General features: G+C 67.7%; 11 protein-coding genes and 2 pseudogenes. 7 read left to right on the plus strand and 6 right to left on the minus strand.

All coding sequences use genetic code 11. The annotated features are described in order from the left end of the window. The 7 genes and pseudogenes from MKK88_RS24170 to MKK88_RS24200 all read left to right on the plus strand — a co-directional run. Window positions 1-216, plus strand: a pseudogene (locus tag MKK88_RS24170) (1-deoxy-D-xylulose-5-phosphate synthase); the annotation flags it as partial. A 289-nt stretch (window positions 217-505) separates the two neighbouring features. After that, the gene (gene hpnA / locus MKK88_RS24175) at window positions 506-1,534 is read left to right on the plus strand and encodes a hopanoid-associated sugar epimerase (protein ID WP_244004285.1); all 1,029 of its coding nucleotides are present in this window, start codon (window positions 506-508) and stop codon (window positions 1,532-1,534) included. Further along, the gene (gene hpnC / locus MKK88_RS24180) at window positions 1,531-2,427 is read left to right on the plus strand and encodes a squalene synthase HpnC (protein ID WP_244004287.1); all 897 of its coding nucleotides are present in this window, start codon (window positions 1,531-1,533) and stop codon (window positions 2,425-2,427) included. Before hpnA ends, hpnC begins: the two co-directional genes overlap by 4 nt. Next, the gene (gene hpnD / locus MKK88_RS24185; RefSeq protein WP_244004289.1) at window positions 2,424-3,272 is read left to right on the plus strand and encodes a presqualene diphosphate synthase HpnD; all 849 of its coding nucleotides are present in this window, start codon (window positions 2,424-2,426) and stop codon (window positions 3,270-3,272) included. Before hpnC ends, hpnD begins: the two co-directional genes overlap by 4 nt. Continuing rightward, window positions 3,272-4,555 (plus strand): hydroxysqualene dehydroxylase HpnE, encoded by a 1,284-nt coding sequence (gene hpnE, locus MKK88_RS24190; protein WP_244004291.1) that lies wholly within the window; start codon window positions 3,272-3,274, stop codon window positions 4,553-4,555. The genes hpnD and hpnE overlap by 1 nt, the downstream gene beginning before the upstream one ends. Window positions 4,556-4,596: 41 nt before the next feature. Beyond that, window positions 4,597-6,594, plus strand: coding sequence for a squalene--hopene cyclase (gene shc, locus MKK88_RS24195; protein ID WP_244004293.1), 1,998 nt, complete (start codon window positions 4,597-4,599; stop codon window positions 6,592-6,594). Between the two features lie 225 nt (window positions 6,595-6,819). Further along, window positions 6,820-7,518, plus strand: a complete 699-nt coding sequence (locus MKK88_RS24200; protein ID WP_244004295.1) for a phosphorylase — start codon at window positions 6,820-6,822, stop codon at window positions 7,516-7,518. Between the two features lie 51 nt (window positions 7,519-7,569). Here the strand turns inward: MKK88_RS24200 and MKK88_RS24205 are convergent, their stop codons facing one another. The 6 genes and pseudogenes from MKK88_RS24205 to MKK88_RS24230 all read right to left on the minus strand — a co-directional run bounded on the left by MKK88_RS24205 (window position 7,570) and on the right by MKK88_RS24230 (window position 14,664). Then, complete coding sequence (locus MKK88_RS24205; protein ID WP_244004297.1) at window positions 7,570-8,334, minus strand: hypothetical protein; 765 nt, start codon at window positions 8,332-8,334, stop codon at window positions 7,570-7,572. Between the two features lie 520 nt (window positions 8,335-8,854). Next, on the minus strand, window positions 8,855-10,384 hold the full coding sequence (locus MKK88_RS24210; protein WP_244004299.1) for a Do family serine endopeptidase: 1,530 nt from the start codon (window positions 10,382-10,384) through the stop codon (window positions 8,855-8,857). 155 nt (window positions 10,385-10,539) lie between these two features. Further along, window positions 10,540-10,911 (minus strand): annotated as a pseudogene (locus MKK88_RS34135) (type II toxin-antitoxin system VapC family toxin). Next, on the minus strand, window positions 10,908-11,102 hold the full coding sequence (locus MKK88_RS34320) for a type II toxin-antitoxin system VapB family antitoxin (protein WP_244004301.1): 195 nt from the start codon (window positions 11,100-11,102) through the stop codon (window positions 10,908-10,910). Before MKK88_RS34320 ends, MKK88_RS34135 begins: the two are co-directional and overlap by 4 nt. Before the next feature lie 134 nt (window positions 11,103-11,236). Then, window positions 11,237-13,954, minus strand: a complete 2,718-nt coding sequence (locus MKK88_RS24225; protein ID WP_244004302.1) for a valine--tRNA ligase — start codon at window positions 13,952-13,954, stop codon at window positions 11,237-11,239. A gap of 116 nt (window positions 13,955-14,070) precedes the next feature. After that, a complete protein-coding gene (locus MKK88_RS24230; protein ID WP_244004304.1) occupies window positions 14,071-14,664 on the minus strand; it encodes a PopZ family protein in 594 nt (197 codons plus the stop codon). Between the last annotated feature and the right edge of the window lie 46 nt (window positions 14,665-14,710).

Below are 14,710 nucleotides of genomic sequence, written 5' to 3' on the forward strand. Positions count from 1 at the left end.
GGGGCGATGGTGCTGCACCTGCTGTCCGAGAAGGGCGCGCTGGATGCGGGCGGGGTTCGGGTCCGGACGATGACGCTGCCGGACACCTACCAGGACCACGACAGCCCGGAGAAGATGTACGCCGAGGCCGGGCTCGATGCCCAGGCCATCGTCAAGACGGCCCTCGATACCCTGCCGGAGCGCAAGGAAGGGCGGTCGCGTTTGCGGCTCGCCTGATCCGATTGGGCTGCTTCGCGACGAGTCCGGTGCTGGATCCCGGGTCGCATTCCGCTGGCGCGTCATGCACCTGGAAAAGGGGGGCGTCTCATCCGACGCCACCCTTTTCCCGGACAGGTGGAGCGAAGCGGGGCCTGGTCCGGACCCAGCACAGGAAGCCGCCGCCCAGCGGCTCCGCATATCCACCCAGCGCTGCCTCAACTTGCCGCCTCGCCGGTTCGATGACACAAGCGCGGCGCGGCCGGCGGTCCCCGGCCCCACTGAGAGACGGTAACCCTCCAGATCCGTGATGGCAGAGGCCACAACCCCCGGCTCTCCCGAGGTCGGCCCCGTGCTGATCACCGGCGCGAGCGGCTTCCTCGGTTCGGCCCTGGTCGACGTGTTCCGTCGCGCCGGCTTCCCGGTGCGCATCCTTGTGCGCGCGTCGAGCCCGCGGACCAACCTCACCTGGACCGATGTCGACATCGCCGACGGCGACATGCGCGATCCGGCCGCCGTGGCGGCGGCGATGCGCGGCCAGCGCTACCTCATCCACGCGGCGGCCGATTACCGGCTCTGGGCCCCCGATATGGAAGAAATCGTCCGGACCAACCGCGACGGCACGCGCCTGATGATGCGCGCCGCCCTGGAGGCCGGCATCGAGCGGGTCGTCTACACATCCAGCGTCGCGACGATCAAGCCGCCGGCCGATGGCGTGACGCCCTCCGACGAGACCATGCCGCTGACGCCCGAGACCGCCATCGGCGCCTATAAGCGCAGCAAGGTCGTGGCCGAGCGTGTGGTCGAGGAGATGGTGGCCCGGGACGGGCTGAAGGCCGTGATCGTCAATCCCTCGACGCCGATCGGCCCCCGCGACGTGAAGCCGACGCCGACCGGCCGGATCATCCAGGAGGCGGCGCTCGGCAAGATGCCGGCCTTCGTCGATACCGGCCTTAACCTCGCCCATGTGGACGACGTGGCGCACGGCCATCTGCTCGCCCTCCAAAAGGGGCGGATCGGCGAGCGCTACATCCTCGGCGGCGAGGACGTCTTCCTGTCGCAGATGCTCGCTGACATTGCCGGCATGGTCGGGCGCAAGCCGCCGACCGTGAACCTGCCGCGGGCGGCGGTCTATCCCGTCGCGTTCTTCGCCCAGCTCGCCGCCCGGGTGACGGGCAAGCAGCCCTTCGCGACGATCGACGGCATCCGCATGTCGCGCTACCGCATGTTCTTCTCGGACCGGAAGGCCCGGGCCGAGCTGGGCTATTCGGCACGGCCCTATCGCGAGGGGCTCTCCGACGCGATCACATGGTTCCGCCAAGCCGGGTATCTCGGATGAGCACGCTCGACTCCGCCACCGCGACCCGCTCCGGCAAGGGCCACCGCGACGAGAATTTCCCGGTCGCCTCGCACCTGATCCATCCGCGCCACCGCGGGGCGATCCTGGCCTTCTACAATTTCGTCCGCGCCGGCGACGACGTGGCCGATCACACGGAGCTGTCGCCCGACCGTAAGCTCACGCTGCTCGACCGGCTGGCCGATTCGCTCACCGGGGCCGGCCCGTCCGATCCCGAGGCGGAGCCGCTCAAGCGTGAACTGGCCGCCCGCGGTCTGCCGCCCCGACATGCCGTGGAACTCCTCGACGCGTTCCGGATGGACGCCCGCAAGAATCGCTACGCGACCTGGGACGAGCTGATTCACTATTGCCGCTACTCGGCCATGCCGGTGGGGCGTTTCGTCCTCGACGTGCACGGCGAGGATCCGGCCCGGGTCTGGGGACCGTCCGACGCGATCTGTGCGGCCCTGCAGGTGATCAATCACCTCCAGGATTGCGGCAAGGATTTTTTGGGCCTCGACCGGGTCTATATCCCGCAGGACGCGCTGGATCGTCATGGTGCGACCGTGGCGATGCTGGGTCAGCCCAAGGCGACACCCCAGCTCCGGGCCGTGATCCGCGAACTGGCGCAGAGATGCCTCGATCTTCTGGATGAGGGCGCGGTTCTGCCGGACCTGATCGACGACCTGCGGCTGTCCCTGGAGATCGCCGCGATCCACCGCCTCGCCGTGGTGCTGAGCCGCGGTCTGCTGGAGCACGATCCGCTCTCGGAGAAAGTCCATCACGGCAAGGCCGCCTTCGCCCTGACGGCTCTGGGCGGCATCGCCGCCACCCTGGCACGCCGGCCGTTCCGGGGACGCGTCGTGCGGGCTGCCGTTCAAGGAATCCGCCCGTGAGCGCCACCGCGACACCCGCCGCCGGGGAGGCCGCCGCCCCGGCCCTGCCGGCCGCCGGCTCGTCCTTCTACACCGCCATGCGCCTGCTCCCGAAGGAGCGGCGGGAGGCGATGTACGCGGTCTACGCCTTCTGCCGGGCCGTGGACGACGTCGCCGACGACGGCGGCACCCGGCCGGTGCGGCAGGCCGAACTCGACCGCTGGCGCGCCGATATCGATGCCCTCTATGCCGGACGCCCGGCGCCCCGGGTGCGCGACCTCGTCGAGCCGGTGCGCCGCTTCGGCCTCAAGCGCGAGGATTTCCAGGCGGTCATCGACGGCATGGCGATGGACGCGATGGAGGATATCGTCGCCCCGGATGCCGAGACCCTGGACCTCTATTGCGACCGGGTCGCGAGCGCCGTCGGCCGCCTGTCGGTGCGGATCTTCGGCATGCCGGAGGCGGACGGGATCCGGCTCGCGTGGCACCAGGGACGGGCGCTCCAGCTCACCAACATCCTGCGCGACATCGACGAGGATGCCGAGCGCGGCCGGCTCTACCTGCCGCGCGAGAAGCTCCAGGCGATCGGGCTGATCGATCCGACGCCGGTCGCGGCGATCAGCCATCCCCGCATCGGCGAGGTCTGCCTCTCCCTCGCCCGCGAGGCCGAGGAGCATTATCAGGCGACCTGGGAGATCATCCGGCGCAGCCCGCGCAAGGCCACCAAGGCCGCCCGGCTGATGGCGGCCGCCTACCACCTCTACCTGAAGGCCGTGCTCGCCCGCGGCTGGGCCATGCCCCGGGTCCGGGTGAAGCCCGGCAAGCGCGCGCTGCTCGGCGTCGTCCTCCGGCACGGCCTGATCTGATGGGAACGCTTCACGTCGTCGGGGCCGGTCTCGCCGGCCTGTCCGCCGCCGTCGCGCTGGCCGAGTCCGGCGCGCGGGTGGTGCTGCACGAGGCCGCCAAGCAGGCGGGGGGGCGCTGCCGCTCCTACTACGATCCGGCGCTGGGCCTGACCCTCGACAACGGCAACCACCTGCTGCTCTCCGGCAATGCCGATGCGCTGGGCTTCCTCAAGACGGTCGGCGCCCCCGCCGACGCCCTCGTCGGGCCGGACGCGGCTGAGTTCGACTTCGCCGACCTGAAGACCGGCGAACGCTGGTGCCTGCGTCCCAATTCCGGGCGGCTGCCCTGGTGGGTGATGAGCCCGTCCCGCCGCGTCCCCGGCACGAAGGCGCGCGACTACCTCGCGCCGCTCGGCATTCTGCGGGCGGCCTCCGGCAAGGCCGAGGGCGCGGGCGGCACGATCGGCGCCCACATGGCCTGCGAGGGCGACCTCTACCGGCGGCTCTGGCATCCGGTGCTGCTGGCCGCCCTCAACACCGAGCCGCGCGACAGCGACGTCGGGCTCGCCGCCCGGATCCTGCGCGAGACCCTGGGGGCCGGCGGCAAGGCCTGCCGACCGCTGGTGGCGGTGGAGGGCCTGTCCTACGCCTTCGTCGATCCGGCATTGCGCTTCCTCGCGGCGCGCGGTTGCGAGATCCGGTTGGGCCGGCGCCTGCGCGGCCTCGATCTGGCGGAGGGGCGCGTCGCCCAACTCCAGTTCTCGGACGGCGCCGAAACCGTCGGACCGGATGACGGGATCGTGCTGGCGCTCCCCCCGTGGGTCGCCCGCGAGGTGTTGCCTGGTCTCCTCGCCCCGGTGGAATTCCGCTCCATCGTGAACGCGCATTTCGCGCTCACGCCGAAGCCCGGAAGCCCGCTGGTGCTCGGCGTCGTCAACAGCCTCACGGAGTGGCTCTTCGCCTATCCGGACCGGTATTCAGTGACGATCAGCGGTGCCGACAGGCTCCTCGACGTGCCCCGGGAGGATCTCGCCCGCCAGATCTGGTCCGAGATCGCACGCTTGTGTGATCTTGAACCGGAACTGCCGAGCTGGCAGATCGTAAAGGAGAAGCGTGCGACCTTCGCGGCGACGCCGGCGGAAGCCGCGCGGCGCCCGGGAGCCGAAACCGCCTACACAAATCTCGTCCTGGCAGGCGATTGGACCGCCACCGGTCTGCCATCGACGATCGAGGGAGCGATCCGCTCGGGAAAGACGGCCGCGCGCGCCCTGCGCGCCGGAACCCGGCTGCGCGGCGCAGCTTAGGCATACGTCCGCCGCGAGGCGGATGTTCGAGGTCGAGGATGATGAGAGAGGCCGTAAGCAAAGTCGAGCCGCTTCAGCGGTCGAAGACGCAGGGGATCTCGCTGGACGATGTCGAGCGCGGCATCGCGCAGGCGACTCGTGCCCTCACGGCATTGGCCCAGGACGACGGGCATATCTGCTTCGAGCTCGAGGCGGATGCCACGATTCCGTCCGAGTATATCCTGTTCCACCAGTTCCGCGGCACGCAGATCCGGGATGGCCTGGAGGCCAAGATCGGCCATTACCTGCGCCGCACCCAGGGTCGTCACGGCGGCTGGGCCCTCGTCCACGAGGGGCCCTTCGACATGAGTTGCACCGTCAAGGCGTATTTCGCCCTCAAGATGATCGGCGACGACATCGAGGCGCCGCACATGCGCCGGGCCCGCGAGGCGATCCTGGCCCGCGGCGGGGCGGCCAACGCCAACGTCTTCACCCGCTTCATGCTGGCGCTCTACGGGGAGGTGCCGTGGCGCGCCGTCCCGGTGATGCCGGTCGAGGTGATGTTCCTGCCGAAGTGGTTCCCGTTCCACCTCGACAAGATCAGCTACTGGGCCCGCACCACCGTGGTGCCGCTCTTCGTGCTCCAGGCGACGAAGCCGCGGGCGCGCAATCCGCGCGGCGTCAGCATCCAGGAGTTGTTCGTCACGCCGCCGGAGAGCGTTCGGCGCTGGCCGGGCTCGCCCCACGCCACGTGGCCCTGGACCCCGATCTTCGGCTTCATCGACCGGATGCTCCAGTCGGTCGAGGACCGGATGCCGCGCAAGAGCCGGCAGCGCGCCATGGAGAAGGCCCGCGCCTGGGTCAGCGAGCGCCTGAACGGCGAGGATGGGCTCGGGGCGATCTTCCCCGCCATGGTCAACTCGGTGCTGATGTGCGAGGTGATGGGCTACCGGCCCGATCACCCGCAGGTCCGCGTCGCCTGCGACGCCATCGAGAAGCTCGTGGTCGAGAAGGCCGACGAGGCCTATGTCCAGCCCTGCGTCTCGCCGGTCTGGGATACAGCACTGGCGAGCCACGCGTTGCTGGAGGCTGGCGGCCCCGAGGCCGAGGCGCAGGCGCGTGCCGGCCTCGACTGGCTGAAGCCCCGCCAGGTGCTCGACATCGTCGGCGATTGGGCGGCGCGCAAGCCGAAGGTCCGGCCGGGCGGCTGGGCGTTCCAGTACGCAAACGCCCATTATCCCGATCTCGACGACACCGCCGTGGTGGTGATGGCCATGGACCGGGCCATGCACCAGCACGGGTTGGTCGCCGGCATGCCGGATTACAAGCTTGCGATCGCCCGTGCCCGGGAATGGGTCGAGGGGCTGCAGTCGGAGGATGGCGGCTGGGCGGCGTTCGACGCCGACAACAACCACATGTACCTCAACCACATCCCGTTCTCGGATCACGGGGCGCTGCTCGACCCGCCGACCGCGGACGTGACCGCCCGCGTGGTCGGGATGCTGGCCCAGCTCGGCGAGACCCGGGAGACCTCCCGGGCGCTCGACCGCGGCGTGAACTACCTCCTGAACGACCAGGAGGAGGACGGCTCGTGGTACGGCCGCTGGGGCATGAACTTCATCTACGGCACGTGGTCGGTGCTCTGTGCCCTCAACGCCGCCGGCGTCGATCCGGCTGATCCGCGGATCCAGAAGGCCGTGTCCTGGCTGATCCGCATCCAGAACCCGGATGGCGGCTGGGGCGAGGACGCCTCCTCGTACAAGATCGACCCGGCGTTCGAGCCCGGCTCGTCCACCGCCTCGCAGACCGCCTGGGCGTTGCTCGCCCTGATGGCGGCCGGCGCGGTCGATGACCCGGCCGTGACCCGGGGCATCAACTTCCTGACCCGGACGCAGGGCGCGGACGGCTTCTGGAAGGAGGAGCGCTACACGGCCACGGGCTTCCCGCGGGTCTTCTACCTGCGGTATCATGGCTACCCGAAGTTCTTCCCGCTCTGGGCAATGGCGCGTTTCCGCAACCTGAAGCGCACCAACAGCCGACGCGTCCAGTTCGGCATGTGATGCGATGAGCCGGTCCGGATGGACCGGCCCGTTTCTCCACCGGATCGCAGCGCGTTCGACCGTCCCGGTGACCGACCTGCGAGCCCCGGTATCCGTCACGTGGCCTCCTCAGACAGCGATCCCGCGGGTACGGGTGAGCCCCCTCCCCCGCAGGATCAACCTGCCGCGACCCCGCGGCGTTCGCGTCTGCTTGCGGAGCTGGCGGGACTGGTCCACCAGCGGACGATGATCGATCCAAAAGCCCCCGTCCTGGCCGTGACCGGACTCGCCCGCGAGCGCCGCATGGCGGCCGGGGCCGGCGTAGAAGCTGTGGGTGCCGGCGGTAACCCGCATCGCCTGCGCCAGCTCCTCGACGGGCGCGCCCAGCCCGGCTGTCGGGCTGTGGTGAGTTTCGGTATCGCGGGCGGTCTCGATCCGGCGCTCAAGCCGGGCGACATCGTGGTTGGGACCGGTGTGGTGAGCGAAGACGGGCGGCGAGCGGCCGATCTCGATCTTTCGGCCACGCTGCTCAATCTCCTGTCCGGGGTGGGACCACGGGTGATCCCGGCGGATCTGGCGGGGGTCGATGCGGCCATCCTTGCGGTCGATGGCAAGACGGACTTGCGCGCCGCGACGGGCGCCGCGGCGGTCGATATGGAATCGCATGTCGCGGCGGCCTTCGCGGGTCGGCATGGCCTGCCCTTCGCGGCCCTCCGGGTGATCTGCGATCCCGCCGGTCAAGCGCTCCCCGCCTTCGCCGCCGAAGCGCTCACGGCGGACGGTGAGCCGGACATCGCCGCGGTGTTCTTCGCCTTCGCCCGAGGCCGGGCAAGGCTGGGGGATCTGATGCGCCTCGCCAAGGACTCGAACGCCGCCTTTGCGGCGCTCGGCCGGTGCCGGGCCCGGCTCGGGGTGGGGCTGGGGATTCCGTCGACCGAACGATAATGGCGCCCCTCGCGTGACCCGATCCGCGCCGTCGAGCGAGTTTACGGGAGCTTAGTACGCCCGAAGCCCAGGGTTGGGATTCTGCCACGCACTGACCTTTTCGACGATGACCTTAGCCGACGCCGTCTGCCCAAGCAGTGATATGAGGATGTCGCTGTTGCGCATGAGGTTTTCTGCGAGATTGGAGAACCCAGAGTACCATTCGAGATGATCGTCCCGCTTCAGGGGAATTTTATAATATTCGTTCGACAGGGCCGATGTGAGCAGATCGAGAATGGCTTCAGAATTGCGCTCGAACGCAGATCTGAAGTTCTTGTTGCTGTGAATTGGGGATTCTTGATCCGGCAATGTCGAAAAATGGATGACGTTATCGCGACCGAACACCGTCTCGCAATACTGTCTGCAATTCAGACTGTCCATCGCCACAAAGACGGGAATTAAGATCGATCCGGCCATTTGATCGATGATCGGTCGGTAATGACTCTGGTGATCCGTATTACGGATATGAACCGCACCAAATGGCCGTCCGATATTTTCGATTCGTTGCCTCAACAGATCAGTAATGCTGTCTTGAAGGACGAGTTTTTTCAAGAGATTAATCGACAGATTGCTTCCGCCGCACGTGTGACGAACCAAAATATCGGCATCATACGGTTTTGAAAGGTCGAACGAAATCGGTACTCCCGTCTCGGCGTCAACGAAATTATCGTACGCAGCACTCCATTGCGGGATATAAGAACTCAATCGTCCTTCGAGCACGGAGGGAACGACACTCAACAAGTCAAGGGATTCCTGCACGACGTCAGGATCCAGCATCAACGTCTCGTCTCGGCTTATAAAATAATTCGAAAACTTGTCATGAAAATGGAATGAGTTTTTGTAGCCGGTATCAACTATGACCACGCGGCCTGTTTGTACAGCGTAATAATACGCCATTTCGATCTGACAAAAGGTATCGTTCAGGCCAGCATCCGGCCTGCTGAGAACATATTTTTTTGACATACGACGCAAGCAATCAACAACGCAATTCGAGATTTCTTGTCTTGGCGCAGCGGTTCAACCATTGCCGCCAACACAATCCCCAAACCAGAACAGCATCACCGTTGTCTGGAGTCAAGAAATCCGATGTTCGATCGCACTTAACGTTAGACGATTCTGTTAATTACTATCATTTCTGTTTATATTTACTTTGAGACGTAAATCTAGCCTTACCGTCACTATGAGGAGCTTCTGGACAGTAGTCGGACGAAAAAAGCGCCGGCCTTTTGGGCCGGCGCTTGTGGACGTGACGACGGGACAGCGCGGGTAGGGATCCCGCGCCGAGGGGAAATTGGCGTCAGCCGGCGTTCTTGCTGAGCGAAACCGCCACGAAGCGGGTCTGACCCTTGCCGCTCTTCACCCGCATCAGGACGGCCTTGCGCCCGCTCGATTCGGCGGCCCGGATCTGCGCGGCGACGTCCGAGGGACGGGACACGCTCTGGCCGCCGACGTCGAGGATCACGTCGCCCGCCTCGATACCCTTGGCGGCCGCCGGGCCGTCGGGATCGACCTGAACCACCGCGACGCCCTGATCGGACAGACCCACATCACCGGCCGGCGCGAGCTGCAGACCGAGGCGCGGCTGGCCATTATTCGAGTCGTCGTCGCGGCTGGCCACCTTGGTGCCGTCGGTCGGCATGGTGCCGAGCGTCACCGTGGCGGTGTCGGACTTGCCGCCGCGCAGATAGCTCAGCTCGACCTTGGCGCCGGGCTTCATGCCGGCGATCTTGCGCGAGAGCTCGCGGGCGCTGTCGACCGTGTCGCCGTTGACCTTCTCGATCACGTCGCCGGCCTTCAGCCCGGCCTTCGCAGCCGGAGTGCCGTTCTCGGCGTGGTCGACCAGGGCGCCCTTGGCCTTGTCGAGGCCGAGCCCCTCGGCAATGTCCTGCGTCACCGGCTGGATCTGCACGCCGAGATAACCGCGGGCGACCTTGCCGTCGGTCCGGAGCTGATCGACCACCGCCTGCACGGTCTCGGCCGGGATCGCGAAGGCCAAGCCGACGCTGCCGCCCGAGGGGGACGCGATGGCGGTGTTCATGCCGACCACTTCGCCGTTGACGTTGAAGGTCGGACCGCCGGAGTTGCCCTTGTTGATCGGCGCGTCGATCTGCAGGAAATCGTCGTAGGGGCCGGCGCCGATGTCGCGGCCGCGGGCCGAGACGATGCCGGCGGTCACGGTGCCGCCGAGGCCGAACGGGTTGCCGATCGCCACGACCCAATCACCGACCTGCGGGACCGACTTGCCGAACTGCACATACGGGAAGCTCGAGCCCTCGGTGATCTTCAGGAGCGCGACGTCGGTCTTCGAATCCTTGCCGATCACCTTGGCGTCGAGGGTGCGGCCGTCGTCGAGGGTGACCTGCACGGTCTTGGCATGATCGACCACGTGGTTGTTGGTCACCACGTAACCGTCGGCCGAGATGATGAAGCCGGAGCCGACCGCGCCACGCGGACCCTGGTGCTGGGGCTGCATGCCGCCAGGACCATTCTGGCCGAAGCGCTTGAAGAACTCGCGCAGCTGCGGCGGCACGTTCTGCAGGTTGCGGCCCTGGTTCGGCCCATCCTCGTCGTCACTGCTGCTCGCCGAGTCGTCGAGCTTGACCTTCACCGAGACCACGCCCGGCTTCACCTTGTTGACGATGCCGGCAAAGGAGCCGGGCGGATGCTCGGGGGCCTCGATCGGCGACTTGGGCAGGGCCTGGGCGTAGGCCGGGGTGGCGGACGGCAGATATCCGCTGCCCAGCGCGCCGCCGGCGATCAGCGCGGCAGCCGCCACCGAAGCGAGGGCGCGGCGCGAGGTGCGGCCGGAAGGACGGGTCTCGGTCATGGGAAGTCTCAACCTCTCGGGGATGATCGGGACGACGCCGGCTGACGCGGCGTTCGATGCGATCGGTCTAGAGGTTGGCCCCTGACCCGGGCGTGGCGGTCACATTACGGTTTGGACAGGTGGCTCAGCGACGGCCTCGACGCCCGCTGGTGATCTCAGTGGATCGCTTGGTAACTCACTCCGAGCCGCTCGCTCACGGCGGACAGGGAGGGATCGCGTGTCCAGAGCCTGGAACCGGGCATCAGTTTCGCGGATGCCAGGAGGTGAGCATCGACGTAGCCGATGCCGAGACCGTGCAACGCATGATCGGCGACGAAGCCCATGACCTCTTCCGGCTAAGCGAGCAGGGCGCGCGGCATGCGCTCAAAAAAAGCCAGCACGGTTGCACGGTCGTGCAGGCTTCCCAGCGCGAGTTCGCCGATCACGTAGGGATGAACGCGTTGGCGCCCATCGTCGAGGAGCGCGATCAGGACCGGGTCGGCGCTTCTGAGATGATCGATCCAAACGCTCGTGTCGACGATGATCACGACTCGACGCGGCGGCGTGGGCCTGCCTCGGCTGTCGGATCGCTTCCACCGAGGAGGGCCATGCGCCGGGACACCTCACGCTGAATGAGCGCCCGCAAGGCCTCGCGCAGAAGCTCCGATCTCTCGCTGATGCCGGAATATCGCTGAGCATCCTCTACGAGCTTGTCATCGAGGTTGATCGTTGTCCGCACGGCACACCTCCACCTGGCGCATCAATTAACGCATCACATGATGCCTTTAAAGATGCGCCGGGAATGTCTGCACCGAGATAGCGCGAACGGAGAATCTCACACCGCGCCAGCCCGTGCTGACTCGGGCCCGGCGCTCAATCCCCGCCCAGCCGCGCGAGCGCCTCCTCGATCTTCGCGAGCAAGGCCGCCTGGGTCTCCCGCCGCTCACGGTTCTCGTCGATGATCTCCTCGGGCGCGCGGGCGACGAAATCGGCGTTGCCGAGCTTGGCGTCGACCTTCTTGATCTCGCCCTGCGCTTTGGCCTGCTCCTTCCTGAGGCGCGCGACCTCGGCGGCGAGGTCGACGACGCCCTCCAGCGGCAGCGCGGCGACGCTGCCCCGAACCAGGAGCTGGACCGAGTTCTTCGGCGGCGTCTCCGAAAAGGTAATCTCGGACAGGCGCGCGAGGCGCAGCAGCGTGTCCCGCCATGCCTCGACCCGGGCCCGGACCTCCGGGCTCGCCCCGACCATTACCAGGGGGATCTGCGCGGCGGCGGGCACGTTCGTCTCGGAGCGGGCCGAGCGGACCTGGCTGACGAGATCGACCACGAAGCCGACCTCGGCCTCGGCCGCCGCGTCGGCGAGGCCGGCGAGCTCGGGCCAGGCGGCCAGGGTCAGGAGGCCGCGCTCCGGCAGATCAGCGCCCTTGATCGCCCACAGCTCCTCCGTGAGGAACGGCATGAACGGATGCAGCAGCTTGGCGACCTGATCGATCAGGAACGCCACGCTCGCCTGCGTCTCCGCCCGGATCGCCGGGTCGACGCCCTCGCCCTGCAGCACGGGCTTGGCGAGTTCGAGATACCAATCACAGAAGATGTTCCAGACGAAGCGATAGGCGGCGCCCGCCGCGTCGTTGAACCGGAAGGCGTCCAGCGCCGCCGTCACTTCGTCCACCACACGGGCGGCTTCGGTCAGCGCCCAGCGATTGATCGCGCCCGTGGCGGCGCGGGGGTCGAAGGCCGGATCCAGGCGGCAGCCGTTCAGCTCGGCGAAGCGGGCCGCGTTCCAGAGCTTGGTGGCGAAGTTCCGGTAATCCTTGACCCGATCCTCCGACAGCTTGATGTCGCGGCCCTGGACGGCGAGCGCGCACAGCGTGAAGCGCAGGGCATCGGCCCCCATCTTCTCGATCAGGTCCAGGGGATCGACGACGTTGCCCTTGGACTTCGACATCTTCGCGCCTGACGCGTCCCGCACCAGGGTGTGCAGGTAAACCGTGTCGAAGGGCGCCCGGTCGGTGAGGTGCAGGCCCATCATCATCATCCGGGCGACCCAGAAGAACAGGATGTCCTTGCCCGTCACCAGGGTGTTGGTCGGGTAGAAGCGGGCGAGTTCCGGGGTCGCGTCGGGCCAGCCGAGCGTCGAGAACGGCCAGAGCGCCGAGGAGAACCACGTGTCCAGCACGTCCGCGTCGCGGATGAGCTCCACCGGCCGGCCGTGCTTCGCAGCGGCCTGGTCCAGCGCCTCATCCGCGCTCTCGGCGACGAAGATGCCGCCCGCCTCGTCGTACCAGACCGGGATCTGGTGGCCCCACCAGAGCTGGCGCGAGATGCACCAGGGCTCGATGTTGTTGAGCCACTGGAAGAAGGTTTTTTCGTAGTTCTCGGGGACGAACTTTGTCTGCCCGTCGCGCACGGCCTGGAGAGCGCGCTCGGCGAGCGGCTTGACGTTCACGTACCACTGGTCGGTGAGATACGGCTCGATGACGACGCCCGAGCGGTCGCCATGGGGCACCGCATGGGTGTTCGGCTCGACCGTGCGCAGGCGCTCGTGGGCCTCCATCAGGGCGACCACCACCTTGCGTGCCTGCGCCCGGTCGAGGCCGTGGAGCGCAAGGGCCTCCGGCTCGGGCGATGCGCCGTCGCAGAAGGCCGTGTTACCCTCGAGCAGCATCCGGCCCTCGGCGTCGAGGATATTGATCAGACCGAGATCGTGCCGACGGCCGACTTCAAAGTCGTTGAAGTCGTGGGCCGGTGTGATCTTGACCGCGCCGGTGCCCTTTTCGGGATCGGAATACGCGTCGGCGACGATCGGGATCAGCCTGCCGACCAGCGGCAGGCGCACGCGCTTGCCGACCAGCGCCGTGTAGCGCGCGTCCTCGGGATGGACCGCCACGCCGGTGTCGCCCAGCATCGTCTCGGGGCGGGTGGTGGCCACCGTGATGATGTCGCCGGTCTCGTGGCCGGCCTCGTCGACCACGGGGTAATCGAAGTGCCAGAGATGGCCCTTCACCTCGACCTGCTGGACTTCCAGGTCCGAGATCGCGGTCTGGAACTTCGGGTCCCAATTCACGAGGCGCTTGTCGCGGTAGATCAGGCCCTGCCGGTGCAGTTCCACGAAGGTCTTGAGCACGGCGCGGCTCAGGCCCTCGTCCATGGTGAAGCGCTCGCGCGACCAGTCGCAGGAGGCACCCAGCCGCTTCAGCTGATTGACGATGGCGCCGCCGGATTCCGCCTTCCAGGCCCAGACCTTCTCGACGAAGGCCGAACGGCCGATCTCCCGGCGTCCGGGCTCCTGAGCCTCGGCCATCCGACGCTCGACCACCATCTGGGTGGCGATGCCGGCATGGTCGGTCCCGGGCTGCCAGAGCACGTCCTTGCCGCGCATGCGCTCGAACCGGCAGAGCACGTCCTGCAGCGTGTTGTTGAGGGCGTGGCCCATATGCAGGGAGCCCGTCACGTTCGGCGGCGGGATCACGATGCAGTAAGGGCTCGCGCCGGCGCGCTCAGGCCGGCCGGCGCGGAAGGCGCCCGCCTCTTCCCAGGCGGCGGAGATCCGCGCCTCGACGGAGGCGGGCTCGAAGGTCTTATCCATCATCGCGGGTATGGGCGGGCGCTTGTCCAAACGGGGTTGGACCCGCTTTCGACCGTCGCGCCGCTTCCGTCAACACGCGGACGGCGCCCCGCGGGCGCCGTACCCAGGTGCACGGAGCCTCAGCGGCCGCGCGAGACCCGCTCGATCTCGGCGCGCACCAGCCGCTCGACCACGGCCGGCAGGTTGTCGTCGAGCCAGGACTTCAGCATCGGCCGGAGCATCTCCTTGACGAGATCCTCCAGGGTGCGGGCGTTCTGGGTGAGGACGGTGTGGGCGAGCAGGTTGAAGGCGCCGCTGACGCTGGCATCGGTCGCCGGCGAGACCAGGGCATCGGCCTCCGGCTCCGGCTCGCGCGGCCGCGCAGCCTGGACCGCCGGTTGCGGCGGCGCGGGCGGGGGCGGAGCGGGTGCTGCCATGACCGGCTCGGGTTCTGGTTCGACGGTCGGCGCATCGAAATCGATCGCGTCGAAATCGAGCGGCTCGGGCTCCGGTACGACAGCGCGGGGGCGCGCCACGGGCTCGGCGACCTCGGCGAGGTCGAGCACGTCGTCGGGCTCCGGTTCGGGTAGGGCTTCGGCGGGCTTGGCCGCCTGATCGTCGGCGATGATCCGCCGGATCGAGGCCAGGATCTCTTCCATCGAAGGCTCCTGCGCCTTATCGGCAGCCTTGTCCTGGAGTTTCGTGTCCGGGATCTTGGGGCTAGCTGCACTCATCGGCAGGCGCACTCGGCATGGGAGACTGGAACGCGACCCGATCGGG

Source organism: Methylobacterium sp. E-005 (assembly GCF_022829725.1).
Lineage (GTDB): Bacteria > Pseudomonadota > Alphaproteobacteria > Rhizobiales > Beijerinckiaceae > Methylobacterium.